Source organism: Citrobacter amalonaticus Y19 (genome assembly GCF_000981805.1).
Lineage (GTDB): Bacteria > Pseudomonadota > Gammaproteobacteria > Enterobacterales > Enterobacteriaceae > Citrobacter_A > Citrobacter_A amalonaticus_C.
Genome location: NZ_CP011132.1, coordinates 1116229 through 1142905, shown reverse-complemented (window position 1 = coordinate 1142905; position 26677 = coordinate 1116229). Strand labels below are relative to the sequence as shown.

Sequence of the window (26677 nt, the reverse complement as noted above, 5' to 3'; positions counted from 1 at the left end):
AAACCCCCATCGGATTGATTTAAGAGTCGTCAATGTATTAGCGTTGAGTTACGCGAATTGCCATTTGCGACTGTCTCTGCACTACAACTGCTGTTTTCTGCGTACCATACTGAGTAATATTTGCTTTATTTCCAGAACCTTTCTGGATAATCATCGCAGTATTACCGTAATTACTTTGCGAAATACTGGCATCATTGGAATTACCCGACTGAGCAATATACGCAAAATTATAAGCTCCTGATTGGTCAACTTTGGCGCGGTTGCTTCCACCTTCTTGTGAAACTACCGACAAAAGCTTAGAGCCGTCCTGGCGTATCTTTGCACTATTATCAGTGCCGACTTGACCAATAATGGCTGCCTGATTAAATGAAGACTTGCTTAATTCATTTACCGCAAAGTTATATTCTGAATGCGCTAAATCATAACTCGTTGCGGAAGCAATCCCAGGCGCACCCAGTACTGTTAACATCATAAATAACAATTTGTTTTTCATGTTGTCACCCTGGACCTGGTCGTACATCGAGAAAATAACATTCTCATCAGTTTTGTTGTTAACGCTAAACGTAATTTGTTAACGCCGCGTTACGATGAAGAGTATGTCTGCGGAAACATTTTAAATAACTCACCCGCCAGTGGTATTTTTATATATTCGCTCACCTTAAAGTGCTAATCAGGGTACGAATCCCCTGTTATTTACGCTTATTTTATTTTCTTCAGACTTACCGTTGATGCATTTTCACGACATTGGCCAATGGGCTGTACAGTGGACTTTCCAGGCCCTGTTGTGCCGTTGAAGAAGAGAGAGATGAGCAAGTCGTGACAAGCATCGTTTTTTTCGTCACCAAAATGCGCGACGCCAGAGGATGTAATGATAAGACAATTTTTTGGCGGATTAAGTGCTAGCACGATTTTGTTTTATTACTTTAAATTCATAACGTTAATATAATTTGTATGATTTTTTAAATCTGTGCAATAACGGCTGGATGTACAACTTTTCTATCAAATCTAAACTTAAAAAAAGCTTAAGATTAACAAATTAATATATACTTTTACATTCTGTTACATGTTTAACACTTGCTTTAAGATTTGTAATGGCTAGATTGAAATCAGTTGTAGTTCATTTGTATTAATATTTTGACCCGTTCGGGCTGATTCTTATTTTATTACACACAGCAGTGCAACATCTGTCAGTACTTCTGGTGCCTGATTTTTAAAGGCAGCTGTCAGGTGTGCGACTAAAAAAGTGGGGTTTCATCATGTTTAATGAAGTCCATAGTATTCATGGTCATACATTATTGTTGATCACCAAACCATCCCTGCAAGCCACAGCCTTATTGCAGCATTTAAAACAATCTCTGGCCCTCACCGGAAAACTGCATAATATTCAACGTTCTCTGGATGATATATCCACCAGTTGTATTGTTTTAGTCGATATGATGGAAGCGGATAAAAAGCTAATCCATTACTGGCAAGACAACTTAAGTCGGAAGAACAACAATTTAAAGACATTATTGTTGAACACCCCCGATGATTATCCCTACCGGGATATTGAAAACTGGCCACATATCAATGGCGTGTTTTACGTAGCGGATGACGAAGAGCGTGTCGTAAACGGTTTGCAGGGGATCCTGCGGGGAGAATGCTACTTCTCACAGAAACTGGCCAGCTATCTGATCACGCATTCTGGTAATTACCGTTACAACAGCACAGAGTCAGCTCTCCTGACTCATCGTGAAAAAGAGATCCTGAATAAGCTACGCATCGGCGCCTCAAACATCGAAATCGCGCGTTCACTGTTTATCAGTGAAAACACGGTTAAGACGCATCTTTATAATCTTTTCAAAAAGATAGCTGTCAAAAATCGTACCCAGGCGGTTTCGTGGGCAAATGATAACCTCAGGCGATAAAGCCATGAAACGCTATTTGACCTGGCTTGTAGCGGCACAGTTTCTGCTCGCTGCCAGCGCTTCGCAGGCTGTAGAAGTTGAAGTTCCTGGGCTCTTAACTGACCACACGGTTTCGTCTATTGGCCACGATTTTTATCGTGCTTTTAGCGACAAATGGGAAAGTGATTATCCAGGTAATTTAACCATCAATGAGCGACCCAGTGCACGTTGGGGAAGTTGGATCACAATAACGGTTAATCAGGACGTTATATTCCAGACTTTTTTATTTCCAACGAAAAGAGACTTCGAAAAAACTGTTGTCTTCGCGCTGGCACAAACCGAGGACGCTTTAAACCGTCGGCAAATAGATCAAACACTATTGAGCACCGGCGATTTAACGCATGACGAATTCTAAAAAGTGATTTTTGTCCGGAGGCTGTAATGCGTGTCAAACATGCAGTAGTAGTACTCATGCTTATTTCGCCATTAAGTTGGGCCGGAAATATGACCTTCCAGTTCCGTAATCCCAACTTTGGTGGAAACCCCAATAACGGTTCTTTTTTACTGAATAGCGCCCAGGCGCAGAACTCTTATAAAGATCCCAGTTATAACGACGATTACGGAATTGAAACTCCCTCCGCGTTGGATAACTTCACTCAGGCCATTCAGTCGCAAATCTTAGGCGGACTGTTGACCAATATAAATACGGGTAAACCCGGCAGGATGGTGACGAATGATTTCATTGTTGATATTGCCAACCGGGATGGTCAGTTGCAGCTAAATGTCACGGACCGGAAAACGGGAAAAACATCGACGATAGAAGTGTCGGGTTTACAGTCAGATTCCACCGGTTTCTAAGCACCGCTTCGTAAGGACAATTATCATGCAGCGCTTACTTGTACTCGTCGCCGTCATTTTACTGAGCGGATGCTTGACCGCCCCGCCAAAAGAAGCCGCTAAGCCGACATTAATGCCCCGTGCGCAAAGTTATAAGGATTTAACGCATTTACCGATGCCAACGGGCAAAATTTTTGTCTCGGTGTATAACATTCAGGATGAAACCGGACAGTTTAAACCCTATCCGGCCAGTAACTTCTCGACTGCCGTCCCGCAAAGCGCCACTGCAATGCTGGTTACGGCGCTGAAAGACTCCCGCTGGTTTGTACCGCTGGAGCGTCAGGGACTGCAAAACTTGCTGAATGAACGTAAGATCATTCGTGCCGCCCAGGAAAACGGGACTGTCGCCATCAACAACCGGATCCCGCTACAGTCTCTGACGGCGGCAAACATCATGGTGGAAGGATCGATTATTGGTTACGAAAGTAACGTGAAATCCGGCGGTGTGGGCGCACGTTATTTCGGTATTGGTGCAGACACGCAATACCAGCTTGACCAGATCGCGGTGAACCTGCGCGTGGTCAACGTCAGTACCGGTGAGATCCTCTCCTCGGTCAATACCAGTAAAACCATTCTGTCTTATGAAGTGCAGGCAGGGGTGTTCCGCTTTATCGATTACCAGAGACTGCTGGAAGGTGAAATTGGCTACACCTCCAACGAGCCGGTGATGTTATGCCTGATGTCCGCCATTGAAACCGGCGTCATCTTCCTCATCAACGATGGTATCGATCGCGGGCTGTGGGATTTGCAGAATAAAACCGATCGCCAGAACGACATTCTGGTGAAATACCGCCATATGTCGGTACCGCCGGAATCCTGATGACTGAGATAAAAAAAAGCGTGAGGATTTCCTCACGCTTTTTTATTTTCCGCTATTGTGCGCGTACTTTGTCTTTCTCGCCGCGCCGCCAGCCACAGCCCGCTGTTTTTCATGGCATAACCAAAGAGCAAACCGACTGCCAGCGACGGCAGAACCAGTTTCCAGTCACCCTGCCCGGCAAACGTGGCGCAGGCACCGATAAATGTACCCGGCACAAATGACAGCAAGACTTGCTTTGCCTGGATACACATCAGGAAGGCCACAACGCCGGTGATCGCATAACCCACCAGTTCCAGATGCGGCGTCAACGCGCTACCGTAAATAATGACCAACGCCCACACCACACCGCTCAACAACGTGGAGGCCGAAATGGCCAGCCCCTTTAACCCACCCTGCGGACAGGCGAAATAGGCCGTACAGCCCAGAAATCCTGCCCAACTCAGTAAGCCAAGAGAGACGGCCACCCATCCCCAGATACCGGAGAGGATGCCCGTTGTGATTGCTATGGAAAGAAGTATATTCATGCCGCGCATGATAGCAGAAAGAGATAACATGAATGAGATCGTGCACACAATTTATGCAATGATAATTTATCGTTGCACTAAAAGGTGACTTAAATCACATTTATGCATCACCCTCTTCGTCCAGTTCTTCCCACATTGCGCCAATCGCATCGCGTGTTATGGGTGCCATTGTCCGCCAGAAAGGGGTGGTGGCGTGCGCTTCAACTTTCCCGAGGAAGGTGTCGCACCACGGAAGGATATAATCCGCAAAGAGCGTTTCCAGCGCCTCACTTTCATCTTCCGCAGACTGATCTTCCAGCCACGAGGCTGCCAGCAGCAACGTACCAATATGATCGGCTGGCGTTTCGGCAAGCGGCATACCGCGTGAGGAGAGGAACGTCCGCACCTCAGATTCTGTCGCCCCGTCCACCCACGCGCTGCGATACGGAGGCACTGCGCACTCCGCCCCGACGAACAACGCATTGTAATCCGCCGCCAGTTGGGCCATATCACAGCTTTTCTGCAAACGCGCCAACAGTTCATCCTGCTCGAGCGGCCAGCTTGCCGAGAGTTTGCCTTCGCGAATCAGGGTAAAAAGCGGAACCAGTAAAGGATCCTGCGGTTGACGGTAATACAGCGATCCCAGTACGCGGCACAGGATAGAAAACTCGTTCATCAAAATATTCCAGCTCGTGGTGGTTAAAGTTCAGCAAATTCAGGAATCGGCGGCATTCCGCGCGATTCCAGGAAATTGAGTAATCGTTTCGGCGTCACGTTTAAAATACGATCTTCCGGGAAGTTCACGTCTTCGAGGATTTTCAGGCACTCGCTGAAATCCCCCATCGTAAAGGCGGTATGCGAATCTGAGCCCAATGCCACCCAACCGCCAGCATCACGCACCGCTGCCGCCACCGCGCGACAGTTCGCTTCACTGCCTTTGCGTGAATGGAGGAATGAGGAGTTGTTTATCTCCAGCGCAACGTCATATTTCGCTGCCGCCTGGGCAATCGCCGTGATATCAACAGGATATTTCGGGTTGCCGGGATGACTAATGATATGCACGACGCCGCTTGCCATGGTGGCGATCATCGCCTGCGTATTGGTGGCTTCATCGTGAGGAGCGAAAACCGGTTCATGGAAGCCTGCGATGATCAGATCCAGTGAGGTGAGCATCGGACCAGTACAGTCAATTTCACCTTCGATGTTTTTGATGTTTGCTTCAATGCCGCGCAGGATCCCTACCCCATCCACCACACGTGGCCAGATGCGCATATTGATAAAATGCCAGTGATGCGGAGCATCCGCCATGTCCGGGCCGTGATCGGTAATTGCGAACAGTTTCAGTCCCTGGCGTTTAGCCTGAACGATGTAATCGCTCAGGGTGCTATAAGCATGGGTGCTGGCGACGGTATGCATATGCAGGTCAACGGGATACATGTCTCTCTCCTGTGGTCATTTTTCGACAAGGATAGCAGGAATCGCCCGCGTTTATTAGTCGAAACCCGGCATCCACCGGGTATACCTCAGTAGCCACGCTGGCGGTCGACCTGTCCGGTCACCGCTTCACCGTTTTCCAGATGTGTGATCGTGCGGGAAATATAGGCAACGGCTTCTGCAGGACGCGTGACTGCCGCAATATGCGGCGTCATCGCCACGCGCGGATGTTTCCACAGTGGGCTGTCCACTGGCAGCGGTTCACGACTGAAGACATCCAGCATCGCCCCTTTGAGTTTTTTGCCGTTCAGCGCGGTCAACAAATCCTCTTCAATAACGTGGACTCCGCGCGCGAGATTGAGCAGATAAGCGCCATCCTGCAATTGATCAAACAGTTTTCCATTGATGATGCCGACCGTTTCCGCTGTATTAGGCAGCAGATTAATCAACACTCGGGTCTTGCTGAGGAACGCACCCAGCTCTTCGCTACCTGCAAAACTCTCGACACCCGGCCAGGCTTTGCGGCTGCGACTCCAGCAGCGCAGCGGGAAGCCCCAGGCCTGCAGGCTTTCAGCTACTTTTGCCCCCAGCACGCCAGCCCCCATGATCCCCACGGTAAACTCCTCGCGCGTATATTCCGGTAGCGGTCGCCACTGGCTCTCATTTTTAAGCGCCTGGTAATCATCAAAGCGGCGGAACCAGTGCAACACCTGACTGACCGCGTACTCCTGCATTTGCAAACCCATACCGGTATCTTCGAGACGAAAGAGAGGAATAGCGGGATCCAGCATCGTGGGATGGGCTTTCAGTTTGCTCAGGATCGAATCCACCCCGGCGCCGAGTGCAAACACGGCCTTAAGTTTGCGCCCTTCCAGCATCTCTACCGGTGGATGCCAGACCAGCGCATAATCTGCCGGATCGTTATCGCCCGACTTCCACTCCCGGACTCTGGCACCAGGAATGGCGTTTTCCAGTGCAGCGATCCACCAGGGGGTATCAAACGTAGGGTGATAGAAAATGATATCCATATTGACTCCTGCGGGTTGTTGTGCGGAATTTTTGCGCACTTATTCTCATCGTTTTCAACGGGATCATCAGCATAGCAAATTCGCTGGCGCTGGCAAAAAAAGCAGTTTCCGCTTAATTAAGCTACAGGTTGTTTGAAGTTTGTGTAAACGCACGATTTTTTGGAAAAGTTGATTGACGCAGGCGGTGTATTTCCCTAAATTAGCGCCCGTTCCAGTTGTTCGGGAACAACAATATGGTGAGGTGTCCGAGTGGCTGAAGGAGCACGCCTGGAAAGTGTGTATACGGCAACGTATCGGGGGTTCGAATCCCCCCCTCACCGCCATATTTAAGAAAGAGTTCGTACGCAAGTACGGGCTTTTTTTTTCGTATATTGCACACGCCGTGGGGGGATGAGAATCCCCGACCGGGGTTCGACAACGGGCGCAGCCCGTTGGACAGACCGCGAACGCCGTGAGCGGGCTGCCCGTCAGGGCGAGCGAAGCGAGTCAATCCCCCCGAGAGTTCAGCCCCCTATATAATGCATAATGCTTAAAAAAAACAAAGCCCGGTCTCCCGGGCTCTGCACGCAACATTAATTAGAACGACCAGCTTATCCCTGCAGTCGCACGCCACGGAGACTCCACATTCGCCCCGTTGCCGTAACTGGCGCTAAGGTGTCCGCTCAAATCCTCAGTGAATTTCGCACGAATCCCCGCCTGGTATACCCCTCGGGTTCCGGACAGATCGTTAACGAAATGTCCGTCATCATTCGCATTAACCTTGTTGTCATCAACGTATTCTTGTCTCACTGCCGCTTTCAGCCATGGCTGAATCTCAACACCATTATTCAGCGTCACGTGGTAATCGGTTTTCAGGCCAGCTTCAGCTCGAGTGATACGCGTATTATCCACTTCGGCACGCATCCCGTTTGAGAGGGTGTACTTGTTGCTGTCGGTGGTAAACCCGGTAAAGGCCGCATAAGGCGTTACGCCCAGGTCGCCTGCGGACAAACGCACCCCGCTTTCAAGATGCGCACCCGCGCCGTATGCACTGTAGCTGCCATTTGCCGCGCCGCCACCGGTCATGCGGCCTTTGACATCATTTTCAAAACGGTTCACTTTCACAATGCCGTCGACATAAAGACCATTGTTATGCTGCCAGCTTGCATAGGCGCCCAGCGCGTAGCTGTCTACATTGCCTTTACCGCCACGGTCAAAGCCTACGTTCGAATGTGAGTAACTGAAAAATCCGCCTGTCGTTATTCTACTGTTTTCGTGTTGGAAATGACGATCCGCACCAATCGTCACCCCACTCAGCGTGTGATCGAAACCCGCCCCCGCCGAAGTGGATACGTCATCACGCGTATTGTAAACCGTGCTCCAGACGGCTCCATCCCGACTGAATGAATCGCGACCATCCATACGTTCACGTACACTATCTAGTTCTGCATCGAATACGAGCGGCTCCACTGCGGCCATATTCAGTACAGCAGCCGTTGAGGGTGTGATGCGTTTTTTAACGATCTCAGGCTGTGGCTTCACCACCGGTACAGAATCAGATGGAATATCTGGATTCGGTTCAGGTTTAGATTGTCCCGGTTGTTCAGGTTCTGGCTTTTGGGTCAGATCCGCAATAAGCGACCACTTGCCCTCTTCTTTTTCTTTCAGCGTGTATTGGTATGTACCCAAATCGACTACGCCATCTTTATTACCCAGCGCAAATGTTGCATCACCGCTTGCTGTTTTTACCAGCAACAGACTTTGATCTTTATCCGGGCTAGAACCCGTATCTTCGACAAAAATATTAAAAGCGCCAGAGGCATTTCCAGTCACATCAAGAAGATCACTTTTCCTCGCAGACACATTGGTTTGCATGTAAAAGTCACCGTTTCCTTCCAGCGTATCCAGAGTCAGGGTATTCCAGCCACTGCTTTTGCTAACTGGCATGTCATGCAAATAAACTTTACCGCCGTCCAGTTGCAGGGCTTTCAGTGAATATGCAACATCTTCGGCACCCGCATTCAGTCGGAGTGTGCCCTGACCGCCAACCTTAACATTTGCGGTTTCAGTCATGGCCTCTTTATAAAGAACCATCTGACCACCATGGATGTTGAAATCACCTTTGGCCTTACCTGTTTCGGCATAGAAGGAACCGCCAAAAATATCTGCGCTCTCGACGGTTCCACCGTTTAAATAAAGTGAACTTTCATCGTTAAGAGTGGTTTTCTCTGCGGTTCCGTCTTCATTTATGAAGCCCTTACTCGAATTATAGAGTCTGGCATCTAAAGCCAGACCACCAGCATCGACATGCAGCTCGCTCGAATCGTAAAGTTCAGAGTTTATTGCAGTCCCTGCCACGTATTGATAACCTTTTCCCTTAACAGTCGTTCTATCAGCGACTCCTCCTCTTTTTACATCCTGTATGCCGTCCGCAATTTTCGTCAGTCTTGCATGGCCTTCAACATGTTGTGTACCACCATTGTTTATATAAGTATTAAACGCCCATCCAGAGAGTCTAATTTCCTGAGTCCCGCCGTCAATATTTACGCCCTCTGTTGCGCCGTAAACAACTTGTATTCCACGAACTGTCGTTTTTGTTGCTAAGCCATTTTCGACATATTGAAAACCGCCAGCCTCGATAGTGCTGAAATAATCCTCACTCCTCCAGATAAAAAAGCCTCCGCCAGATTCAACCGTAATATTATTGCTCGTAGCACCGTCTTCAAGATAGAGTCTTCCGGGGCTTATAATGGTCGCATTTTCAATAAATTCTCCTTTACCCACCACTATTAGCTCTTTGATTTCATTTCCTTTCGTGGTAGCAGCTAATGCAGCAGGAATATAACACGCAATCGCAGAAAGAAATGTCAATGATTTTATTTTCATCAAAAATATCTCTTCACATGTCCTTAAACATAAAGATCCATCTTAAATAACAAATTTTACCATCTCCGCGTGATTTATAGCTAAAATACGCGAAAATCATGATACTGGTGAAAATCACTTTTTCAACCTAAAAACATTCTTTATTATTTTTTAATAAGATCGGAATTTCCGAAGAATAAGTGAAGTATAGAAGAGAATGAATGACAATTAGCTTGCAAATTAATATTCTCCATCGCAATTAGTAAAGGTGAAATATAAATTACCCTTTGACTCAAATATTTTTCTTTTCATTCTGGGGTATTATTAAAAAACACAGTGTTCGTTCTTTGCGTAACAATAAAAACAAAGCCCGGTCTCCCGGGCTCTGCACGCAAATGATGCTCGATTAGCTGTACGCATTCAGCGTTCGTTGGCAGAGCGCCGAGCGAACGCAATCATCTTTGTTGAAGCGGACAATCCCTATCATCTCATCTTCTTTAAAGCGGGCCAGCGCGTCACTGAGTCCTGACTGAACATGAGAGGGTAAATCGCACTGGGTAATATCCCCATTCACGATAACCGTCACATTCTCCCCGAGGCGCGTTAAGAACATCTTCATTTGCGCAGCAGTGACGTTCTGAGCCTCGTCGAGAATGACCACTGCATTTTCAAATGTACGTCCGCGCATATAGGCGAACGGCGCGATTTCCACCTTACCGATTTCAGGTCGTAGGCAATATTGCATAAAGGATGCCCCCAGTCGTTTTACCAGTACGTCGTAAACCGGCCGGAAATACGGGGCAAACTTCTCCGATACATCTCCAGGTAAGAAGCCGAGATCTTCATCAGCCTGCAGAACTGGACGGGTGACAATGATCCTGTCTACATCTTTATGTATCAGGGCCTCTGCTGCTTTTGCCGCACTGATCCAGGTTTTGCCACACCCGGCTTCGCCCGTAGCGAAAATCAGTTGTTTACTCTCGATAGCATTCAGGTAGTGCGATTGAGCCTCATTGCGCGCCATGACAGGCGTGGTATCGCGACTGTCGCGCGCCATGCCTATCGCTTCTACGCCGCCCATCTGCACAAGCGAGGTGACCGATTCTTCTTCACGCTGTTTATGACTACGTGAGTCCCGTCTCAGCACACGTTTTGCTTCACGACGAGCTTTGATCACTGCTTTTTGTCTTCCCATGGATAGCACCTTGAGTTGTTGGTATTCATCACACGCGCCGCTGGCAGCGCGATTATGCGCACGAACATCTGAGGGTTGGCTTCCTTGTAAGCCATAGCTTGCCTTTGGAAAAGACGCCACACACGGCTACGCGCACCGAATATGGCGTCAGTAACACGAGTAAGAGAGGAAAGTAAGAGAAATTTAGCGGTGACGAGGTTGCTACCGGAGGAGAGACTTCCGCGTAAGGGACTGCCATAACTGTCAGAAACGTGTCCACGAGAGGACTTTACCATTCGCGATCTCCATAGTGAATAAGCATCACAGCCGGGAACTACCGCTATTACGTATAATTACATCAGAACTTAGCAATAACGCAACAATAATTTTACTTAACGTTAACTAAATTCTCATTTTCTGTTGGCAACAGTCTCTTACGGAGATATTACAAAATTATTTCAAAAAACGGATCATATAAAAAAAGAATATTTTCATAAGCGTGAGATGCAGCATACCCCGCCCGCAGACGGGGTATGCTGTCAGGTTTCGAGCAGAGACTGGCCCAGATAGCGATCGGCCTGCTTAATCCCCGGCAGCGCGAAGAAATAGCCACCGCCAATCGGCTTCACGTACTCTTCCAGCGCTTCGCCGTTCAACCGCTTCTGCACGGTCAGAAAGCCTTTTTCCAGGTCATGTTGATAGCAGACAAACAGCAATCCCATATCGAGCTGCCCGGATGGCGTCACGCCGAGGGAGTAGCTGTAGCCGCGGCGCATCATCAGGCTTGACTGCGTCTGTGCCGTACGCGGGTTCGCCAGACGAATGTGGCTGTCCAGTGCAATGACGTTGCCCTCCAGGTCGCTGGCGTAATCCGGCACGTCATGCTCGCGCTGCATGCCCAGCGGCGCGCCGGTATGTTTATCCCGGCCAAAAATGGTTTGCTGCTCCTTGAGCGGCGTGCGGTCCCAGAATTCGACGCGAAACTGAATCAGACGCACGGCCTGATAAGATCCGCCGATTGCCCACGCCGGTTCCCCCTGCTCCGCCGTTACCCACACCACGTCCTGCATCAGCTTTGCATCGCTGCTGTCCGGGTTCGCTGTGCCGTCTTTGAAGCCCAGTAAATTGACCGGGGTCTCTTTACCTTTACTACGCGCCGCGTGGTCGGATATGAACCCTTCCCGTTTCCAGCGAACGCTCAACAAATCCGGCGTATGCTTGATGATATCTCGCAGAGCATGGATCACCGTGTCCTGAGTGTTGGCACAAATCTGCAGCAACACATCCCCATGACATAACGCGGCATCCAGCGAGTCATTCGGGAAACGAGTCATTTTTTGCAGCGTCTTTGGCATCTGCGCCTGTAGCCCAAAGCGCTCATCAAACAGCGAATGCCCTACCGACAGCGTCATAGTCAGGTTATCCGGCGCGATGAAGGCGCCGAGGATCCCGGAATCCATTGGCGGCAAACGCGGATTCAGCGTTTCCGGTGCCGGTCCGCCGGTGGTCAGGAAGGCGATACGTTTCGTCAGCAGGCGAAACAGTCGTTCTAGCTCACCTTTATCGGAAGCCAGTACGTCAAATGCCACCAGCATCATTGAAGCCTGCTGCGGCGTCAGAATACCCGCCTGGTGAGGACCATAAAAAGGCTGTGTTTCGCTGCGGGCATCCGGTGACAAGGTTCCCGGCGCGCTTTGCGGCTTTTGCGCATGGGCGACAGGACAACCGCCAGCCAGTGCCAGCGCGCCGCCGAGCGCGCCCATTCCTTTCAACAAACGTCGGCGTGACGGTTCGCTCACGCCGTTTTTATCATCATGCTGCATGGTGCTTAATCCAGACCCAGTACACCGCGTAATTGCGCGAGATCTTCCGCCAGCGTCGTAATCGGGCCTTTCAGCGCGTTACGGTCCGCATCGGTCAGTTTATCGTAAGTCTCAAAACCGTCTTTGGTGCGATATTTCGCGAGAATGGTGTCCACTTTTTTGAAGTTCGCATCCACTTTCGCCAGCAACTCCGCGTTGGATTTCTGCAACTGTGGACGCAGCAGGTTGACAATCTTCTGCGCGCCATCAACGTTAGCCTGAAAATCCCACAGGTCAGTGTGGCTGTAACGATCTTCTTCGCCGCTGATTTTACTGGCCGCCACTTCTTCAATCAGTCCTGCCGCGCCGCCAACCACTTTTGACGGCGGGAATGCCAGTTCACTGATGCGTTTCTGCAGATCCAGCACATCGGTATTCAGCTGATCGGCATATTTCTCCATTCCTTTGGTCGAGTTATCGCCAAACAGCGCTTTTTCCAGACGGTGGAAGCCGGTAAATTTCGGGTCGGCGGCTTTTTGTTCGTAGTCGTCTTCACGGGCATCGATACTGCCGTCGAGATCGGAAAACAGTTCAGCAATCGGCTCGATACGCTCGTAGTGCTGACGGGTTGGCGCATACAGTGACTTCGCTTTCTCCAGATCGCCGGCTTTAATGGCATCGGTGAAGGCTTTGGTTCCCGCAACCAACTGCGCGGTCTCTTCGGTCACATAAGCTTTATAGTCGGTGATGGCACCGCCCAGACTTAGCAGGGCATCGCTCTGGGCAGCATCTGCCGTCGCGCTGCCTTTGACAATCAGCTTCCCTTTCGGATTGGTCAGCAGGCCGCAGGTCATGTCATATTCGCCCGGTTGCAGATTGGCCGTCATCTTCTGGCTGAATCCCGGCGCGATGTTTTCGCGCTCTTCAACCACCATGACGCCCTTCAGGATCTCCCATTCCAGCGCTTTCTGACTGTGGTTTTGAATGATGAACTGAGTTTTGCCAGCATTAACCGTAATGCTCATCGGCTCGCATTGTTTATCGGTTACCGTGACGTTAACCTGCGGAATATCCGCAGCATAGGCAGTAAAAGCAGAAGCAAACAGCGCAGCCATGCCAAGCTGCAGCGCACTACGGCGAAAGTGATTCGTCATGACCATCCCTTTAAATAAGTATGTTGTAACTAAGAAAGAATCTGCGTCGCAAAGCGTTAAGGCGCTGTGCGGGACGCGGTTGTGCCTGTGCGCGGCGGCAATGCAAATACCACCAGCGCCGGTATCAAATAGATAAACCAGACCGCGACCTCACTGACGCTCGGAGCTTCCTGGTAGCCAAAAATGCCTTCCATCAGGGTGCCAAACAGAGAGTGCGTCGAAAGGATGGCGCTCATATCAAACGCCACGTCCTGGAAGTGGTTCCACAATCCGGCCTCATGGAAGGCGCGAATCGCCCCCGCGGCAAGACCTGCCGCCACCAGCAAAATGAACAGACTGGTCCACTTAAAGAACGCGCCCAGATTCAGGCGAATGCCGCCCCAGTAGAGTAAGAAACCGAGCACGACAGCAGTCGCCAGCCCCAGCATTGCGCCAACTGGCGGCCAGATCCCGACGTCCTGTTGAAAGGCGGCCAGCAGGAAGAAAACCGATTCCAGTCCTTCGCGCGCCACGGCGAAAAAGACCATCATGATCAGCGCCCAGCCGTGATGGTTGCCACGCTGTAAAGCGCTGTCGACCGCCTGCTCCAGTTGAACTTTGACGTTACGCGAAACCTTACGCATCCAGAACACCATCCAGGTGAGGATCACCACGGCAATTACCGCGACGATACCTTCGAACAGTTCCTGCTCCCGCTGCGGAAACTCACCGGTGGTCTCGTTGATGAAGACACCTAACCCGAGGCAAAGCGCCGCCGCCAGAAATACACCAATCCACATCACGCCAATCCAACGACCTCGTTGGGTGCGCTTCAGATAACTGGCGATCAGGCTGACAATCAGCGCAGCTTCCAGCCCTTCACGCAACATAATTAGAAACGGAACAAACATGCCTGACACCCTTAAACGTTATTCTTAGTCAACTGATGCAAAGAAAGGTAAATTACAGTGATAGTGATTATCATTACGAAAACAGAAAACTCAAGCAGAATGTAATGATAATGATGTCAGAATGTAAATACTTAGCGGATTAATGGTTATTGCTGGCAGCAACAAAAAAGCCCGCATGAAGCGGGCCTGATATTCACTGGACGCCGGCGTTAGCTTTCCTGCAAACGCGATGGCGGTGCGGAGTGGTAGTGCGCGTCCGCCTCCGCAAAGCGTTTGAGCATTGCCGAGGATGGCGCTTTACCCAACAGGCTGAAGACGACGATACCGATGCTGCCGAAGATAAAGCCCGGAATGATTTCGTACAGATCCAGCCAGCCAAAATGTTTCCAGACGATCACCGTCAGCGCACCGATAATCATCCCGGCCAGCGCGCCGTTACGGGTCATACGCGACCACATCACGGAGAACAGCACCACCGGACCAAACGCGGCGCCGAAACCGGCCCAGGCGTAGCTCACCAGACCCAGCACCCGGTTCTCCGGATTCGCCGCCAGGGCGATAGCGACTAGTGCGACCACCAGCACCATAATGCGCCCTACCCAGACCAGCTCCTGCTGGCTGGCATTTTTACGCAGGAACGCTTTGTACAGATCCTCAGTAATCGCGCTGGAACACACCAGCAGCTGACAGCTCAGCGTTGACATCACCGCCGCAAGAATCGCAGACAGCAGGATACCGGCAATCCACGGGTTAAACAGGATTTGCGCCAGCTCAATGAACACGCGCTCGGCGTTCTGATTCACTGAACCCGCCAGCGCCGGATTGTTGTTGAAATAAGCAATGCCGAAGAAACCGACCGCAACCGCGCCAGCAAGACAGAGGATCATCCAGGTCATGCTGATACGGCGGGCATGAACGATACTGTGGTGGGAATCCGCCGCCATAAAACGCGCCAGAATGTGCGGCTGGCCGAAGTAGCCGAGTCCCCAGCCCATCAGGGATATGATGGCGACAAAGTTCAGCCCCTTGAGCATATCGACGTTCTCAATGCTCTTCTGCTTGATGACTTCCAGCGAATCGCCAAAGCCCCCGACGCTGATGATGACAATCACCGGTGTCAGGATCAGCGCAAAAATCATCAGGCTGGCCTGCACGGTATCCGTCCAGCTTACCGCGAGGAATCCGCCGATAAAGGTATAGATGATGGTGGCAGCCGCCCCCGCCCACAGTGCGGTTTCGTAGCTCATACCAAAGGTGCTTTCAAACAGACGCGCTCCAGCCACAATGCCGGACGCACAGTAGATAGTGAAGAACAGTAAAATCACCAGCGCGGAGATAATGCGCAGAACCCGGCTCTTATCTTCAAAGCGCCCGGTGAAGTAGTCCGGCAACGTCAGGGCGTTATTATTATGCTCGGTATGCACGCGAAGGCGCCCTGCTACCAGCTTCCAGTTGATCCACGCCCCTACGGTCAGGCCAATGGCAATCCAGCTTTCTGAAATCCCCGAAATGAAAATCGCGCCCGGTAAACCCATCAACAACCAGCCGCTCATATCCGATGCGCCTGCGGATAACGCCGTCACGAACGGCCCAAGACTGCGGCCTCCCAGAATATAATCATCAAAGTTCTTGGTTGAACGCCAGGCGATAAAACCAATCAGTATCATACCCAAAATGTAGACACAGAACGTCACCAGCATCGGTGTACTCATTGCCATAAACTCTCCAGACTCTTCTGTTTTATTGCCCTGCCGGAACGTGGCAAAGCATGTTGTATTTCCCAGGCGACCGTATCCTGCCGGAAGCGTGAGTTCTTCACAATCGATTTAACACACCATTTACATCAATTTTTGCTGTCGATGAATACTAATTTCCGCCAGGTTGCACTCCCTCACACTTTTTCCGGTTGCACCTTTTAAAAGTGTTAAGTGCCGCAGAGAAAAAGATAGCGTTATTACTTTTCCCAACGTCATACCTCTTTCTTTTATTAACATTTCATTCATTTTTAAGCTTGTCGCACAGGTCACATTTAACGTGGTTGCACAAAGTTGCAACATAGTAGATATTTCTCGATAACCGTAAGCAGTACATCATCGAACAACAGGAGCAGATGGCATGGGAACCACCACGATGGGGGTTAAACTGGATGACGCAACGCGCGAGCGTATTAAGTCAGCGGCAACGCGTATTGATCGCACCCCGCACTGGTTGATTAAGCAGGCAATCTTTAATTACCTGGAAAAACTGGAAAACGATGACGCGCTGCCAGAACTTCCTGCGCTGTTAGCCGGAGCCGCCAACGAAAGCGATGAGTCCACGGCGCCGCAGGAAGAGATCCATCAGCCTTTCCTGGAATTTGCCGAACAGATCCTCCCCCAGTCGGTCTCACGTTCCGCCATCACCGCCGCGTACCGCCGCTCAGAAACGGACGCCGTTTCGATGCTGATGGAGCAGGCGCGTCTGCCGCAGCCGGTGGCCGAACAGGCCCACAAACTGGCTTATCAACTGGCGGATAAACTGCGTAATCAGAAATCGGCCAGCGGTCGTGCCGGTATGGTGCAGGGACTGTTACAGGAGTTCTCCCTCTCGTCGCAGGAAGGGGTGGCGCTGATGTGCCTGGCGGAAGCGCTGCTGCGTATTCCGGATAAAGCCACGCGCGATGCTTTAATCCGCGACAAAATCAGTAACGGCAACTGGCAGTCACACATCGGTCGTAGCCCGTCGCTGTTCGTCAATGCGGCGACCTGGGGTCTGCTGTTTACCGGTCGTCTGGTCTCCACCCATAACGAAGCCAGCCTTTCGCGCTCCCTGAACCGCATTATCGGTAAGAGCGGTGAGCCGCTGATCCGTAAAGGCGTCGACATGGCGATGCGCCTGATGGGCGAACAGTTCGTCACCGGGGAAACCATTGCCGAAGCGCTGGCGAATGCCCGCAAGCTGGAAGAAAAAGGGTTCCGTTACTCCTACGATATGCTGGGCGAAGCCGCGCTGACTGCTGCCGATGCGCAGGCCTATATGGTCTCTTATCAGCAGGCGATTCACGCGATTGGTAAAGCATCGAACGGACGCGGAATCTATGAAGGGCCGGGGATCTCTATCAAGCTCTCTGCCCTGCACCCGCGCTACAGTCGCGCCCAGTACGATCGGGTAATGGAAGAGCTCTATCCGCGCCTGAAGTCGCTAACGCTGCTGGCGCGCCAGTATGATATCGGCATCAATATCGATGCCGAAGAGGCCGACCGTCTGGAGATCTCCCTCGATCTGCTGGAAAAACTGTGCTTCGAACCTGAACTGGCCGGCTGGAACGGTATTGGCTTCGTGATTCAGGCCTACCAGAAACGCTGCCCGTTCGTCATCGATTACCTGACAGACCTGGCCACCCGTAGCCGCCGCCGTCTGATGATCCGTCTGGTCAAAGGCGCCTACTGGGATAGCGAGATCAAACGCGCGCAGATGGACGGACTGGAAGGCTATCCGGTTTACACGCGCAAGGTCTACACCGACGTCTCTTATCTCGCCTGCGCGAAGAAACTGCTCGCCGTACCGAATCTTATCTACCCGCAATTTGCGACCCACAACGCCCATACGCTGGCGGCGATTTATCAACTGGCCGGACAGAACTACTATCCGGGTCAGTATGAATTCCAGTGTCTGCACGGAATGGGTGAACCGCTGTACGAACAGGTCACCGGTAAAGTGGCGGATGGCAAACTGAACCGTCCGTGCCGCATTTATGCGCCGGTCGGCACCCATGAAACGCTGCTGGCGTATCTGGTGCGTCGTCTGCTGGAAAACGGGGCGAACACCTCCTTTGTTAACCGTATCGCGGATACCACGCTGCCGCTGGACGAACTGGTAGCCGATCCGGTCGACGCCGTCGAGAAACTGGCGCAGCAGGAAGGTCAGACCGGTCTGCCGCATCCGAAAATCCCTCTGCCGCGCGATCTGTACGGCAAAGGCCGTGATAACTCGGCCGGTCTGGATCTTTCCAACGAACATCGTCTGGCCTCGCTCTCCTCTGCCCTGCTCAACAGCGCGCTGCAAAAATGGCGGGCGCTGCCGATGCTCGACGTCGCGGTTGCCGAAGGTGAGATGAGCCCGGTGGTCAACCCGGCAGAGCCGAAAGACATCGTTGGCTATGTCCGTGAAGCTACTGAAGCCGAAGTGGAACAGGCGCTGCAAAGTGCAGTGAACAACGCCCCCATCTGGTTTGCGACGCCGCCACAAGAACGTGCCGCTATCCTCCATCGCGCAGCCGTGTTGATGGAAGGTCAGATGCAACAATTGATCGGCATTCTGGTACGCGAAGCCGGTAAAAGCTTCGCCAACGCTATTGCCGAAGTGCGTGAAGCGGTCGATTTCCTGCACTATTACGCCGGTCAGGTCCGTGACGATTTTGATAATGAAACGCACCGCCCGCTCGGCCCGGTTGTTTGTATCAGCCCGTGGAACTTCCCGCTGGCTATCTTCAGCGGACAGATTGCCGCGGCGCTGGCCGCAGGCAACAGCGTACTGGCAAAACCGGCGGAACAGACGCCGCTTATCGCGGCCCAGGGCATCGCTATCTTGCTGGAAGCGGGCGTACCGCCGGGCGTGGTGCAACTGTTGCCTGGCCGGGGTGAAACGGTAGGTGCGAAGCTGACCTCTGACAGCCGCGTGCGCGGCGTGATGTTTACTGGCTCGACCGAGGTGGCGACGCTGCTGCAACGTAACATCGCAACGCGTCTGGATGCACAGGGGCGTCCGATTCCGCTGATCGCTGAAACGGGCGGCATGAACGCGATGATCGTTGACTCATCCGCCCTCACCGAACAGGTGGTGGTCGACGTGCTGTCTTCGGCGTTTGATAGCGCCGGTCAGCGCTGTTCCGCCCTGCGCGTGCTCTGTCTGCAGGATGATATCGCCGACCACACGTTGAAAATGCTGCGCGGCGCAATGGCCGAATGTCGGATGGGCAACCCAGGGCGTCTGACGACCGATATTGGTCCGGTGATCGACAGTGAGGCCAAATCCAATATTGAGCAGCATATTCAGGCCATGCGGGCGAAGGGTCGTCCCGTGTTCCAGGCGGCGCGTGAAAACAGTGAAGATGTCCGCGAATGGCAAAGCGGCACATTCGTTGCGCCGACGCTTATCGAACTGGAAAGCGTTGATGAGCTGCAAAAAGAGGTCTTCGGTCCGGTTCTGCACGTCGTGCGCTACAACCGCAACAACCTGGACGCGCTGATCGCGCAGATCAACGCCTCCGGCTACGGTCTGACGCTGGGCGTTCACACCCGTATTGATGAAACCATCGCCCAGGTCACCGGCTCGGCGCATGTTGGCAACCTGTACGTCAACCGTAATATGGTAGGGGCAGTCGTCGGCGTACAACCGTTCGGCGGCGAAGGGTTGTCGGGTACCGGTCCGAAAGCCGGTGGGCCGCTCTATCTCTACCGTCTGCTGGCAAACCGTCCGGAGAATGCGCTGTCTATTACCCTGGCGCGTCAGGATGCAGACTACCCGGTGGACGCCCAACTCAAAGCCGTGCTGAGCCAGCCGCTGGAAGCGCTCAGCGAATGGGCAGCCGACAATCCAACTCTGCGCCAACTCTGCCAGCAGTTTGGCGAACTGGCACAGGCCGGTACGCAGCGTCTGCTGCCGGGTCCCACCGGGGAACGTAACACCTGGACGCTGTTACCGCGTGAGCGCGTGCTGTGTATCGCCGATGATGAGCAGGATGCGCTGGTGCAACTTGCCGCCGTCGCCTCGGTCGGTAGTCTGATTTTGTGGCCTGACGATACCTTCCACCGTGAGCTGGCGAAACGTCTGCCGGCCGCAGTTTCCGCGCGTATTACGTTTGCGAAAACCGAGGGTCTGATGTCGCAACCGTTCGATGCCGTTATCTTTCACGGGGATTCCGATCAGCTTCGCGCCTTGTGTGAAGCGGTTGCAGCCCGTGAAGGCGCGATTGTGTCGGTACAAGGTTTTGCCCGTGGCGAAAGCAATATTCTGCTGGAACGACTGTACGTCGAGCGCTCGTTGAGCGTGAACACGGCCGCCGCCGGAGGGAACGCAAGCCTGATGACAATTGGCTAAGGCTGTGGTTAATTAAGGCTCCGGAAACGGGGCCTTTTTTTATGGATTAAGAGGGAATAATGAAACGAATACTACTCACCTGCGCTGCACTGCTGCTCAGCGGTCAGGCGCTGGCCGATGATTGCGCGAATGCCAGCACGCAAGCGGAAATGAATGCCTGCGCCGTCACCCAGTACCAGACGGCGGACAAAGCATTGAATGAAACGTATCAGAATGCGCTGAAACGCGCGGCCCCGCCCCAGCGGGATCTGCTGAAAAAGGCGCAGACCGCGTGGATAGCCATGCGCGATGCCGACTGCGCGCTTATCAGCTCCGGCACCGAAGGTGGTAGCGCACAGGTGATGATTGCCAATCAGTGTCTGGCGGATAAAACCGCCGAACGGGAAGCGTTTCTTGCTTCGCTGCTACAGTGCGAAGAAGGCGATATGAGCTGCCCGCTGCCGCCAGCCAGTTAACGGACGCGGATTCCCTCAATAATCATGCGCTGAACGTTCTCAACCGTCTGATTAAAAAAGGTTTCGTCACGCAGCGTTGCGCCCGTCACCGCCTCAACCTGAGGCGCGAAATCGGCGTAATGCTGTGTTGAGGCCCAAATCATGAAGATCAGATGGTGCGGGTCGAGAGGCGCCAGTTTGCCACTCCTCACCCACCCCGCAATCAGCGCGGACTTCTCATCAATCAGCGCTTTCAGATCGCCGGTCAATTCATCCATCAACAGCGGCGCACCGGCCAGCATCTCCATACAAAAAAGACGTGAGGCCTGCGGGTAGTCGCGAGACACTTCCAGCTTCAGCCGGATGTACTCTTCAATGGCGGCCAACGGCGCAAAATCTTCCCGAAAGGCTTTTAAGGGTGCCAGCCAGATATCCAGAATCTGTCGCAGCACGGCCACATACAGCGCCTCTTTTGACGGGTAGTAATAAAGGAGATTTGTTTTGGAGACCCCGGCCTGTTCAGCAATTTGCTCAATGCGTGTGCCATGAAAACCATATTGTGAAAACGCATTTAATGCGGCCGTCAGAATCGCCTCGCGTTTTGCGCTGACCGCCAGCGAGCGCTTACCTGTTTTTTTCTGTGCAGGTTGAACCATGCCCCTCTCCTTGTACCGTGAATCTGGCAGTGGCGCATAGTCTGCGGGGCGTTTCATCTCAGTTCAACCTGACAGACAAAAAAAACCGCCGGAGGATCCGGCGGCGGTGGCATCATCACGCAGAGACGGGAGGCTATCGTGATGCGTTTCCGGGGTAGCAGACCAGGCCGTTACGAATTACGATTGCCGTGGCTACTTTTGCCCCCTTTCTTACCGGCTTCTGATGCACGCTGCGGGTCATTCTTGAAATTCCCCCCACTGTGCTGACCACCTTTACGACCTGCTTCTGATGCTCTTTCACGGTCTTCGGCAAAATTGCCGGAGCCGCCTCGATGGTTTGCCATTACTGACCTCCGTCATTGATTAGACATCGTCGTGCCCAGGTGTCGGGGAGTCTCCCCTCGCGGCGTATGGCCCATGCCATAGCATTCGCCGCGTGGAACTAAGCATAGTGAACACTGGCCGTTTATGAGGCGATTCGTAATATTCTGTAATATCTTTGCCCGCGCAGGACGTCATCGCGGTAAACAAACCGCATAATTGTTTCTTATGGCAAAAGAAAGCCCGCGCGGAAAAAATGTATCATGATAATTCAGAACGCGCCGTCGGCATGGAATCGCGAAATTTCTTGCTTAAATTTATTATAAATCAAAGAAATGTTTCTAAGGCTTGCACTCTTGTCGACACGACTTATCTTTAAATAAGTGCAGCAATGAGCTGCTTTCGATAAACCGAGGAGTAGTGCAAATGGCAAAAGTTCTGGTGCTTTATTATTCCATGTACGGACACATCGAAACGATGGCACATGCGGTGGCAGAAGGAGCAAGCAAAGTGAATGGCGCGGAGGTCACCATCAAACGCGTACCAGAAACGATGCAGGCGGAAATTTTCGCTAAAGCCGGCGGTAAAACACAAAATGCCCCCGTCGCAACCCCGCAGGAACTGGCTGATTACGACGCCATTATTTTTGGTACGCCAACGCGCTTTGGCAATATGTCGGGCCAGATGCGTACCTTCCTGGATCAAACAGGCGGATTGTGGGCGTCCGGCGCGCTGTATGGCAAACTCGCCAGCGTTTTCAGTTCTACCGGGACAGGCGGCGGCCAGGAACAAACGATTACCTCCACATGGACTACACTTGCCCATCATGGGATGGTGATTGTCCCTATCGGCTACGCCGCCCAGGAACTGTTTGATGTTTCGCAGGTTCGCGGCGGTACGCCTTATGGCGCAACGACCATTGCCGGTGGTGACGGTTCACGCCAGCCAAGTCAGGAAGAACTCTCTATTGCACGTTATCAGGGCGAATACGTTGCTGGTCTGGCAGTGAAGCTCAACGGCTAATCTTCAACGGGAGGATAAGAATGCCAACTCAAGAAGCGAAGGCTCATCACGTCGGTGAGTGGGCAAGTCTGCGCAATACATCGCCAGAAATAGCCGAAGCCATATTTGAAGTCGCCGGATATGACGAGAAGCTGGCAGAAAAAATTTGGGAAGAAGGCAGCGATGAAGTACTCATTAAAGCCTTTGATAAGACAGATAAAGACGCGCTCTTCTGGGGCGAACAGACCATCGAACGCAAAAACGTTTAATCAATCAATTCCCCCGCTCACGCGGGGGAATCTCACTTACTTCGCGGCCTCATTCAGCAGCGTGTCAAACTTGTCGATGGGACAGAAACCATTCGCATCAATCGGACATCCTTTCAGCTCCAGCGTCACGCGTTGCGCCGGTGCTTTCAGCGTCAGCACATCCGCATTACGCAGTTGATCTGAACTCTGATACACATACTCAATTTTCATCAGATCGCGGTTGGCTTTCGTGTCATGCCAGCGCTGGAACACAATTTTGCCGCCGATCGGCGTACGTTCGTTCTGATCGTGTAGCTGATAGGGTTTGAACTCCAGTGCGGAGAGCAGCGAGGCGATGTTTGAGTCATGCCCCACCAGCACGGTGATTTTCGGCGCTTTCGCCTGTTCGGTCACCAGCGTTTTGTCGATGTATTTCACCAGCGGTTTCGCCACATTACGCGCGACTTCCGCAGAGGTAAACAGGCTGTCCTGGTAGCCGTTTTTCAGTTTCGACAACACCTTCCACTGCTGATCGGATTTAATTTCGCCCCAGGCTACCTGATCCATCGGGAATCCTTCGTAGTACTGCAGCGTAAAGGCGTCCACCAGCGAGTTACCCACTTTTAGTGGTCCGGATACGCCCGGTTCCTGCTCAACGTTCGCGCTGAAGGTGTCTTTGGCCTCAGTCAGAGAACACTGCTGTTTCTCTTTGCACGACGGTGAGTCTTTGTAGTTGATCATCTGCTCCAGCAACTTGTAGCTGTCATCAAGTTGCATCTGGCTGCGCTCTTTTTCCATCGCCTGCACGGCTTTCTCACGGAAGGCTGCCGAGTCATCGGTGATCACCGGGTTGAAGGTTGGGTCCATGGTGCCCATTTTTTCCTGGTGGTGTACCGGAATATCACAGCCGGGGAACGCGCCGGTGATAAAGAACTGGGCGGTTGCAACCGTACGTTGCAGACTGTTGGCATAGGTATAGACCGTATCCGGTGCCGGGCACTCGCCGGATTTCACCATCCCCTGCTCTGCCAGCCATTCACGCATGTAATGACCCATATACACTTCCAGTACGCCACCTTTGGTGGTGAGCTGTCCGCCCGGCACATCCCATTCAGGCCACTTATTCGGCGTGGACTGCTCCAGCACGCTGCCATTATTCGCCAGCGGCGCTCGTAAGTTGTGTCGACTCATCATCAATACTTGCTGTAGCTGATAGCCTTCCGGCGCAGTTTGCGCCTGTGCGGCAGAAGACAACATCACAACCCCTGCCACAGCGGCGGCAATTAACGATTTGTTCATCCCTACGACCTCGTGTTGTTATTCATCATCCATAATTGTGACAGATATATTACACTTTTCCGGGAACGAGACCGCAAAACGGGGATTCAGCGCATCATATGGATGCCAAATATCATTTGCAGCTTGCGGATCCCGGAAGGCGTGAAGGTCACCTGACGGCTTCCCGGTGTTGTTTTGATCCATTGCTGGCCGGTAAACCAGCTCAGCAGCGCCGCGCCGAGCACGCCGCCCAGGTGATAACGTCGCTCACTCCAGTCCAGACAGCCGCAGCTAAATTTGCGTCGTGACGCACCGGCCTGTACCACGACGCCCAGCTCTGCCAGTTTTTCCTCCCCCAGAGGCGTCAGCGTTTCGCCATCCGCCGTCAGCCATTGACGGGAAACCAGCGTATCGAACAGCCTCACTGCCACTTCCCCTGCCAGATGGTCATAACAGGTTCGGGCCTGGCGTAAACTGAGCGGCGTGCTGATTTTTCGCGACACCGTGGATGCCGAGGCGACTCCCATCAGTCGCTCCAGCAGTTCAGCAATGTCTGCGCTTGCCAGGCGAAAATAGCGATGCCGACCCTGGGCGAGGGAAACCACAAACCGCTGCTCGCAGAGACGAGCCAGATGCGCACTGGCGGTAGAGGCCGAGATATCCGCCACCGCACTCAGTTCCGTCGCCGTCCATGCCCGACCGTCCATCAGCGCACACAGCATCCGGGATCGCGATTTGTCCGCCATTGCCGCCGCCGTCAGCGCCATTCGCGATTCCAGTTCGCCTTCCTCTTCTTCGTTCACCACGACTGATGTCATGTCGACCTCTTTGTCTCAGGGATGATTTAACGATGGCACGAATGTGTTATTAAGTCACAGCGTGGATGAGGTTGCACGAAGCATCATTTCCACACTCAGTCCCATCAGACAAAACAAAAAGCAGCGTTTAAAGACCACGGGCGAGATCGTCCGCCGGATACGGCTACCTGCCCACTGGCCGATCAGCGCCGGAACGATGGCGAATGCCGATAAGGTCAGAGACTGCACGGGTAGCGCGCCGTGCCACCACAGCCCCAGTGCTAACGCCAGCGTGGAAAAGGTAAAAGAGATACCGAGCGCCTGAACCAGCTCATCTTTCTCAAAACCCAGCGACTGGATCCACGGCACCGCCGGCATCACAAAAACGCCCGTCCCGCCGGTCAACAACCCCGTGACAAAGCCGACAACCAGCGAGATTGGCTTTTCCCGCTGAGCTGAAACCGCGATCCGTTTTCCCGCCAGGGTCCAGAGCGCATACACCATCAATGCCAGCCCCAGCGCAAACTGTGTGCGGGAGGTATCGCCGCCCGTTATCCAGACGCTGGCCAACAGCGTGGCAATCACCACAGTCAGCAGCATCGGCCATAGCCGCTTCAGCAACGTCCGGGTATTCCCGCCACCGCCAAACTGAAACAGATTACTGACCAGTGAAGGCAACAGCAGCAGAGCTGCCGCCGCAACCGGTGAGATAATCGAGCCGAGGATCCCCATCGCCACGGTAGGCAGCCCCATACCGGTGACGCCTTTCACCATCCCGGCAAGGACAAAGGTCAAGGCAATCATGACTATCTGCGCGGGGTCGAATGCAAAAAGAAGGGTCATGCTTCATATTCCTGTCAGGAGAAGATGATCCATATTGAGTGCTCGCGATAGCGCTTGCTTCGTCAGCCAGCGAAATATGGCTTCAGGCTATTCAGAGATAATCACCTCATGGCGGATGTTACGCGCGCAGTAGGCCGTCCCGTCTTTGAGATACAATTCCTGAAAACGGGTCTTATCCGCCGGTTGTTGGAGCAACGTACGTTCGGTATCGACAAATTCTTTTTGCACGCGGTAATGCACCGCATCCTGCGTTTCGAAAGCGATAAACTCGCGGGTGGCGTAGGGCTTATGTTTCAGTTTGACATAGACGATATACTGCACCGTGCTGAACGTAAGCCCGGTCCGCGCGGCAATCGCCTTCATGGTCAGCGGTTCATCGGATTCATACAGCGCCTGTACCTGTTGAAGTCTCTTCTGGTTATACGCCGACACGCGCAAGCTGAGCTTCAGCCGGTAAGCCATATTGCGCACTGCGGTCACATTGGTACCCAACATCTGCGCAATGTGTTGCGTCGAAAGCACACCCGCGTTGTCACGCAGGAGAGCCAGACTCTCGTCGTTCCAGATAAATGCCATCAGCGGAATCCC

General features: G+C 52.6%; 25 protein-coding genes and 1 tRNA gene. 9 read left to right on the top strand and 17 right to left on the bottom strand.

Features of this window, described 5'->3' with window-relative positions; genetic code table 11:
- Positions 1 to 37 precede the first annotated feature (37 nt).
- The gene (gene csgB, locus F384_RS05165; protein ID WP_046478936.1) at positions 38 to 493 is read right to left on the bottom strand and encodes a curli minor subunit CsgB; all 456 of its coding nucleotides are present in this window, start codon (positions 491 to 493) and stop codon (positions 38 to 40) included.
- Between the two features lie 763 nt (positions 494 to 1256).
- On the opposite strand from csgB, the gene csgD reads away from it, so the two are divergent.
- From csgD to csgG, 4 genes are read left to right on the top strand one after another with little or no spacing between them, the layout of a single operon-like run.
- The gene (csgD, locus tag F384_RS05160) at positions 1257 to 1907 is read left to right on the top strand and encodes a biofilm master transcriptional regulator CsgD (protein WP_042319721.1); all 651 of its coding nucleotides are present in this window, start codon (positions 1257 to 1259) and stop codon (positions 1905 to 1907) included.
- Positions 1908 to 1911: 4 nt separating this feature from the next.
- Entirely contained in the window at positions 1912 to 2301 is a 390-nt protein-coding gene (gene csgE, locus F384_RS05155; RefSeq protein ID WP_046478934.1) for a curli production assembly/transport protein CsgE, read from the top strand.
- A gap of 26 nt (positions 2302 to 2327) precedes the next feature.
- Positions 2328 to 2744, top strand: a complete 417-nt coding sequence (csgF, locus tag F384_RS05150) for a curli production assembly/transport protein CsgF (RefSeq protein WP_042319724.1) — start codon at positions 2328 to 2330, stop codon at positions 2742 to 2744.
- Positions 2745 to 2769: 25 nt separating this feature from the next.
- On the top strand, positions 2770 to 3603 hold the full coding sequence (gene csgG, locus F384_RS05145) for a curli production assembly/transport protein CsgG (protein ID WP_046478932.1): 834 nt from the start codon (positions 2770 to 2772) through the stop codon (positions 3601 to 3603).
- A gap of 32 nt (positions 3604 to 3635) precedes the next feature.
- On the opposite strand, the gene F384_RS05140 is transcribed toward csgG, so the two are convergent.
- The 4 genes from F384_RS05140 to ghrA all read right to left on the bottom strand — a co-directional run bounded on the left by F384_RS05140 (position 3636) and on the right by ghrA (position 6568).
- Complete coding sequence (locus F384_RS05140) at positions 3636 to 4127, bottom strand: DUF1097 domain-containing protein (RefSeq protein WP_046497763.1); 492 nt, start codon at positions 4125 to 4127, stop codon at positions 3636 to 3638.
- Positions 4128 to 4227: 100 nt separating this feature from the next.
- A complete protein-coding gene (locus tag F384_RS05135) occupies positions 4228 to 4782 on the bottom strand; it encodes a molecular chaperone (protein ID WP_046478931.1) in 555 nt (184 codons plus the stop codon).
- 23 nt (positions 4783 to 4805) lie between these two features.
- On the bottom strand, positions 4806 to 5543 hold the full coding sequence (locus F384_RS05130) for a phosphatase (protein ID WP_046478929.1): 738 nt from the start codon (positions 5541 to 5543) through the stop codon (positions 4806 to 4808).
- Positions 5544 to 5629: 86 nt separating this feature from the next.
- Positions 5630 to 6568: a glyoxylate/hydroxypyruvate reductase GhrA gene (gene ghrA, locus F384_RS05125; RefSeq protein ID WP_046478928.1), complete on the bottom strand. Its 939-nt coding sequence runs from the start codon at positions 6566 to 6568 to the stop codon at positions 5630 to 5632.
- Between the two features lie 235 nt (positions 6569 to 6803).
- Here ghrA and F384_RS05120 point away from each other — a divergent pair.
- A tRNA-Ser gene (locus F384_RS05120) sits at positions 6804 to 6891 on the top strand.
- Between the two features lie 253 nt (positions 6892 to 7144).
- Here F384_RS05120 and F384_RS30285 read toward each other — a convergent pair.
- The 6 genes from F384_RS30285 to putP all read right to left on the bottom strand — a co-directional run bounded on the left by F384_RS30285 (position 7145) and on the right by putP (position 16150).
- A complete protein-coding gene (locus F384_RS30285) occupies positions 7145 to 9433 on the bottom strand; it encodes an autotransporter outer membrane beta-barrel domain-containing protein (protein WP_080949879.1) in 2289 nt (762 codons plus the stop codon).
- A gap of 385 nt (positions 9434 to 9818) precedes the next feature.
- Positions 9819 to 10607 carry a phosphate starvation-inducible protein PhoH gene (gene phoH, locus F384_RS05110; RefSeq protein WP_046478925.1) on the bottom strand — a complete coding sequence of 263 codons (789 nt, stop codon included), beginning with the start codon at positions 10605 to 10607 and terminating at the stop codon, positions 9819 to 9821.
- A gap of 518 nt (positions 10608 to 11125) precedes the next feature.
- Positions 11126 to 12409, bottom strand: a complete 1284-nt coding sequence (gene efeB, locus F384_RS05100; RefSeq protein WP_046478921.1) for an iron uptake transporter deferrochelatase/peroxidase subunit — start codon at positions 12407 to 12409, stop codon at positions 11126 to 11128.
- A 5-nt stretch (positions 12410 to 12414) separates the two neighbouring features.
- The gene (efeO, locus tag F384_RS05095; protein ID WP_046478919.1) at positions 12415 to 13542 is read right to left on the bottom strand and encodes an iron uptake system protein EfeO; all 1128 of its coding nucleotides are present in this window, start codon (positions 13540 to 13542) and stop codon (positions 12415 to 12417) included.
- Positions 13543 to 13598: 56 nt separating this feature from the next.
- Positions 13599 to 14432, bottom strand: coding sequence for an iron uptake transporter permease EfeU (gene efeU / locus F384_RS05090; protein WP_046478918.1), 834 nt, complete (start codon positions 14430 to 14432; stop codon positions 13599 to 13601).
- A gap of 209 nt (positions 14433 to 14641) precedes the next feature.
- Positions 14642 to 16150 carry a sodium/proline symporter PutP gene (putP, locus tag F384_RS05085; RefSeq protein WP_046478916.1) on the bottom strand — a complete coding sequence of 503 codons (1509 nt, stop codon included), beginning with the start codon at positions 16148 to 16150 and terminating at the stop codon, positions 14642 to 14644.
- A 397-nt stretch (positions 16151 to 16547) separates the two neighbouring features.
- On the opposite strand from putP, the gene putA reads away from it, so the two are divergent.
- On the top strand, positions 16548 to 20510 hold the full coding sequence (gene putA, locus F384_RS05080) for a trifunctional transcriptional regulator/proline dehydrogenase/L-glutamate gamma-semialdehyde dehydrogenase (protein WP_046478915.1): 3963 nt from the start codon (positions 16548 to 16550) through the stop codon (positions 20508 to 20510).
- Between the two features lie 59 nt (positions 20511 to 20569).
- Positions 20570 to 20965 (top strand): lysozyme inhibitor LprI family protein, encoded by a 396-nt coding sequence (locus tag F384_RS05075; protein ID WP_046478913.1) that lies wholly within the window; start codon positions 20570 to 20572, stop codon positions 20963 to 20965.
- On the opposite strand, the gene rutR is transcribed toward F384_RS05075, so the two are convergent.
- Positions 20962 to 21600, bottom strand: coding sequence for an HTH-type transcriptional regulator RutR (rutR, locus tag F384_RS05070; RefSeq protein ID WP_046478912.1), 639 nt, complete (start codon positions 21598 to 21600; stop codon positions 20962 to 20964). The genes F384_RS05075 and rutR overlap by 4 nt on opposite strands.
- 170 nt (positions 21601 to 21770) lie before the next feature.
- On the bottom strand, positions 21771 to 21944 hold the full coding sequence (locus F384_RS05065; protein WP_012132907.1) for a general stress protein: 174 nt from the start codon (positions 21942 to 21944) through the stop codon (positions 21771 to 21773).
- 403 nt (positions 21945 to 22347) lie between these two features.
- Between F384_RS05065 and wrbA the strand changes: the two genes are divergently transcribed.
- Positions 22348 to 22944: an NAD(P)H:quinone oxidoreductase gene (wrbA, locus tag F384_RS05060; RefSeq protein WP_042319755.1), complete on the top strand. Its 597-nt coding sequence runs from the start codon at positions 22348 to 22350 to the stop codon at positions 22942 to 22944.
- A 20-nt stretch (positions 22945 to 22964) separates the two neighbouring features.
- A complete protein-coding gene (locus tag F384_RS05055; protein ID WP_042319758.1) occupies positions 22965 to 23192 on the top strand; it encodes a YccJ family protein in 228 nt (75 codons plus the stop codon).
- A gap of 36 nt (positions 23193 to 23228) precedes the next feature.
- Here the strand turns inward: F384_RS05055 and agp are convergent, their stop codons facing one another.
- The 4 genes from agp to F384_RS05035 form a co-directional block, all read right to left on the bottom strand.
- Positions 23229 to 24470, bottom strand: coding sequence for a bifunctional glucose-1-phosphatase/inositol phosphatase (gene agp, locus F384_RS05050; protein WP_046478909.1), 1242 nt, complete (start codon positions 24468 to 24470; stop codon positions 23229 to 23231).
- 86 nt (positions 24471 to 24556) lie between these two features.
- Positions 24557 to 25267: an ArsR/SmtB family transcription factor gene (locus F384_RS05045; RefSeq protein ID WP_046478908.1), complete on the bottom strand. Its 711-nt coding sequence runs from the start codon at positions 25265 to 25267 to the stop codon at positions 24557 to 24559.
- Between the two features lie 54 nt (positions 25268 to 25321).
- Positions 25322 to 26089 (bottom strand): sulfite exporter TauE/SafE family protein, encoded by a 768-nt coding sequence (locus F384_RS05040; RefSeq protein WP_046478906.1) that lies wholly within the window; start codon positions 26087 to 26089, stop codon positions 25322 to 25324.
- Between the two features lie 87 nt (positions 26090 to 26176).
- Entirely contained in the window at positions 26177 to 26665 is a 489-nt protein-coding gene (locus tag F384_RS05035; protein ID WP_046478904.1) for a hypothetical protein, read from the bottom strand.
- Positions 26666 to 26677: the final 12 nt, after the last annotated feature.

What these genes read in the sequence shown, in the direction of transcription:
- csgB (WP_046478936.1), bottom strand. Translation starts at nt 493, where the DNA reads ATGAAAAACAAATTGTTATTTATGATGTTAACAGTACTGGGTGCGCCT.
- csgD (WP_042319721.1), top strand. Translation starts at nt 1,257, where the DNA reads ATGTTTAATGAAGTCCATAGTATTCATGGTCATACATTATTGTTGATC.
- csgE (WP_046478934.1), top strand. Translation starts at nt 1,912, where the DNA reads ATGAAACGCTATTTGACCTGGCTTGTAGCGGCACAGTTTCTGCTCGCT.
- csgF (WP_042319724.1), top strand. Translation starts at nt 2,328, where the DNA reads ATGCGTGTCAAACATGCAGTAGTAGTACTCATGCTTATTTCGCCATTA.
- csgG (WP_046478932.1), top strand. Translation starts at nt 2,770, where the DNA reads ATGCAGCGCTTACTTGTACTCGTCGCCGTCATTTTACTGAGCGGATGC.
- F384_RS05140 (WP_046497763.1), bottom strand. Translation starts at nt 4,127, where the DNA reads ATGAATATACTTCTTTCCATAGCAATCACAACGGGCATCCTCTCCGGT.
- F384_RS05135 (WP_046478931.1), bottom strand. Translation starts at nt 4,782, where the DNA reads ATGAACGAGTTTTCTATCCTGTGCCGCGTACTGGGATCGCTGTATTAC.
- F384_RS05130 (WP_046478929.1), bottom strand. Translation starts at nt 5,543, where the DNA reads ATGTATCCCGTTGACCTGCATATGCATACCGTCGCCAGCACCCATGCT.
- ghrA (WP_046478928.1), bottom strand. Translation starts at nt 6,568, where the DNA reads ATGGATATCATTTTCTATCACCCTACGTTTGATACCCCCTGGTGGATC.
- F384_RS30285 (WP_080949879.1), bottom strand. Translation starts at nt 9,433, where the DNA reads ATGAAAATAAAATCATTGACATTTCTTTCTGCGATTGCGTGTTATATT.
- phoH (WP_046478925.1), bottom strand. Translation starts at nt 10,607, where the DNA reads ATGGGAAGACAAAAAGCAGTGATCAAAGCTCGTCGTGAAGCAAAACGT.
- efeB (WP_046478921.1), bottom strand. Translation starts at nt 12,409, where the DNA reads ATGCAGCATGATGATAAAAACGGCGTGAGCGAACCGTCACGCCGACGT.
- efeO (WP_046478919.1), bottom strand. Translation starts at nt 13,542, where the DNA reads ATGACGAATCACTTTCGCCGTAGTGCGCTGCAGCTTGGCATGGCTGCG.
- efeU (WP_046478918.1), bottom strand. Translation starts at nt 14,432, where the DNA reads ATGTTTGTTCCGTTTCTAATTATGTTGCGTGAAGGGCTGGAAGCTGCG.
- putP (WP_046478916.1), bottom strand. Translation starts at nt 16,150, where the DNA reads ATGGCAATGAGTACACCGATGCTGGTGACGTTCTGTGTCTACATTTTG.
- putA (WP_046478915.1), top strand. Translation starts at nt 16,548, where the DNA reads ATGGGAACCACCACGATGGGGGTTAAACTGGATGACGCAACGCGCGAG.
- F384_RS05075 (WP_046478913.1), top strand. Translation starts at nt 20,570, where the DNA reads ATGAAACGAATACTACTCACCTGCGCTGCACTGCTGCTCAGCGGTCAG.
- rutR (WP_046478912.1), bottom strand. Translation starts at nt 21,600, where the DNA reads ATGGTTCAACCTGCACAGAAAAAAACAGGTAAGCGCTCGCTGGCGGTC.
- F384_RS05065 (WP_012132907.1), bottom strand. Translation starts at nt 21,944, where the DNA reads ATGGCAAACCATCGAGGCGGCTCCGGCAATTTTGCCGAAGACCGTGAA.
- wrbA (WP_042319755.1), top strand. Translation starts at nt 22,348, where the DNA reads ATGGCAAAAGTTCTGGTGCTTTATTATTCCATGTACGGACACATCGAA.
- F384_RS05055 (WP_042319758.1), top strand. Translation starts at nt 22,965, where the DNA reads ATGCCAACTCAAGAAGCGAAGGCTCATCACGTCGGTGAGTGGGCAAGT.
- agp (WP_046478909.1), bottom strand. Translation starts at nt 24,470, where the DNA reads ATGAACAAATCGTTAATTGCCGCCGCTGTGGCAGGGGTTGTGATGTTG.
- F384_RS05045 (WP_046478908.1), bottom strand. Translation starts at nt 25,267, where the DNA reads ATGACATCAGTCGTGGTGAACGAAGAAGAGGAAGGCGAACTGGAATCG.
- F384_RS05040 (WP_046478906.1), bottom strand. Translation starts at nt 26,089, where the DNA reads ATGACCCTTCTTTTTGCATTCGACCCCGCGCAGATAGTCATGATTGCC.
- F384_RS05035 (WP_046478904.1), bottom strand. Translation starts at nt 26,665, where the DNA reads ATGGCATTTATCTGGAACGACGAGAGTCTGGCTCTCCTGCGTGACAAC.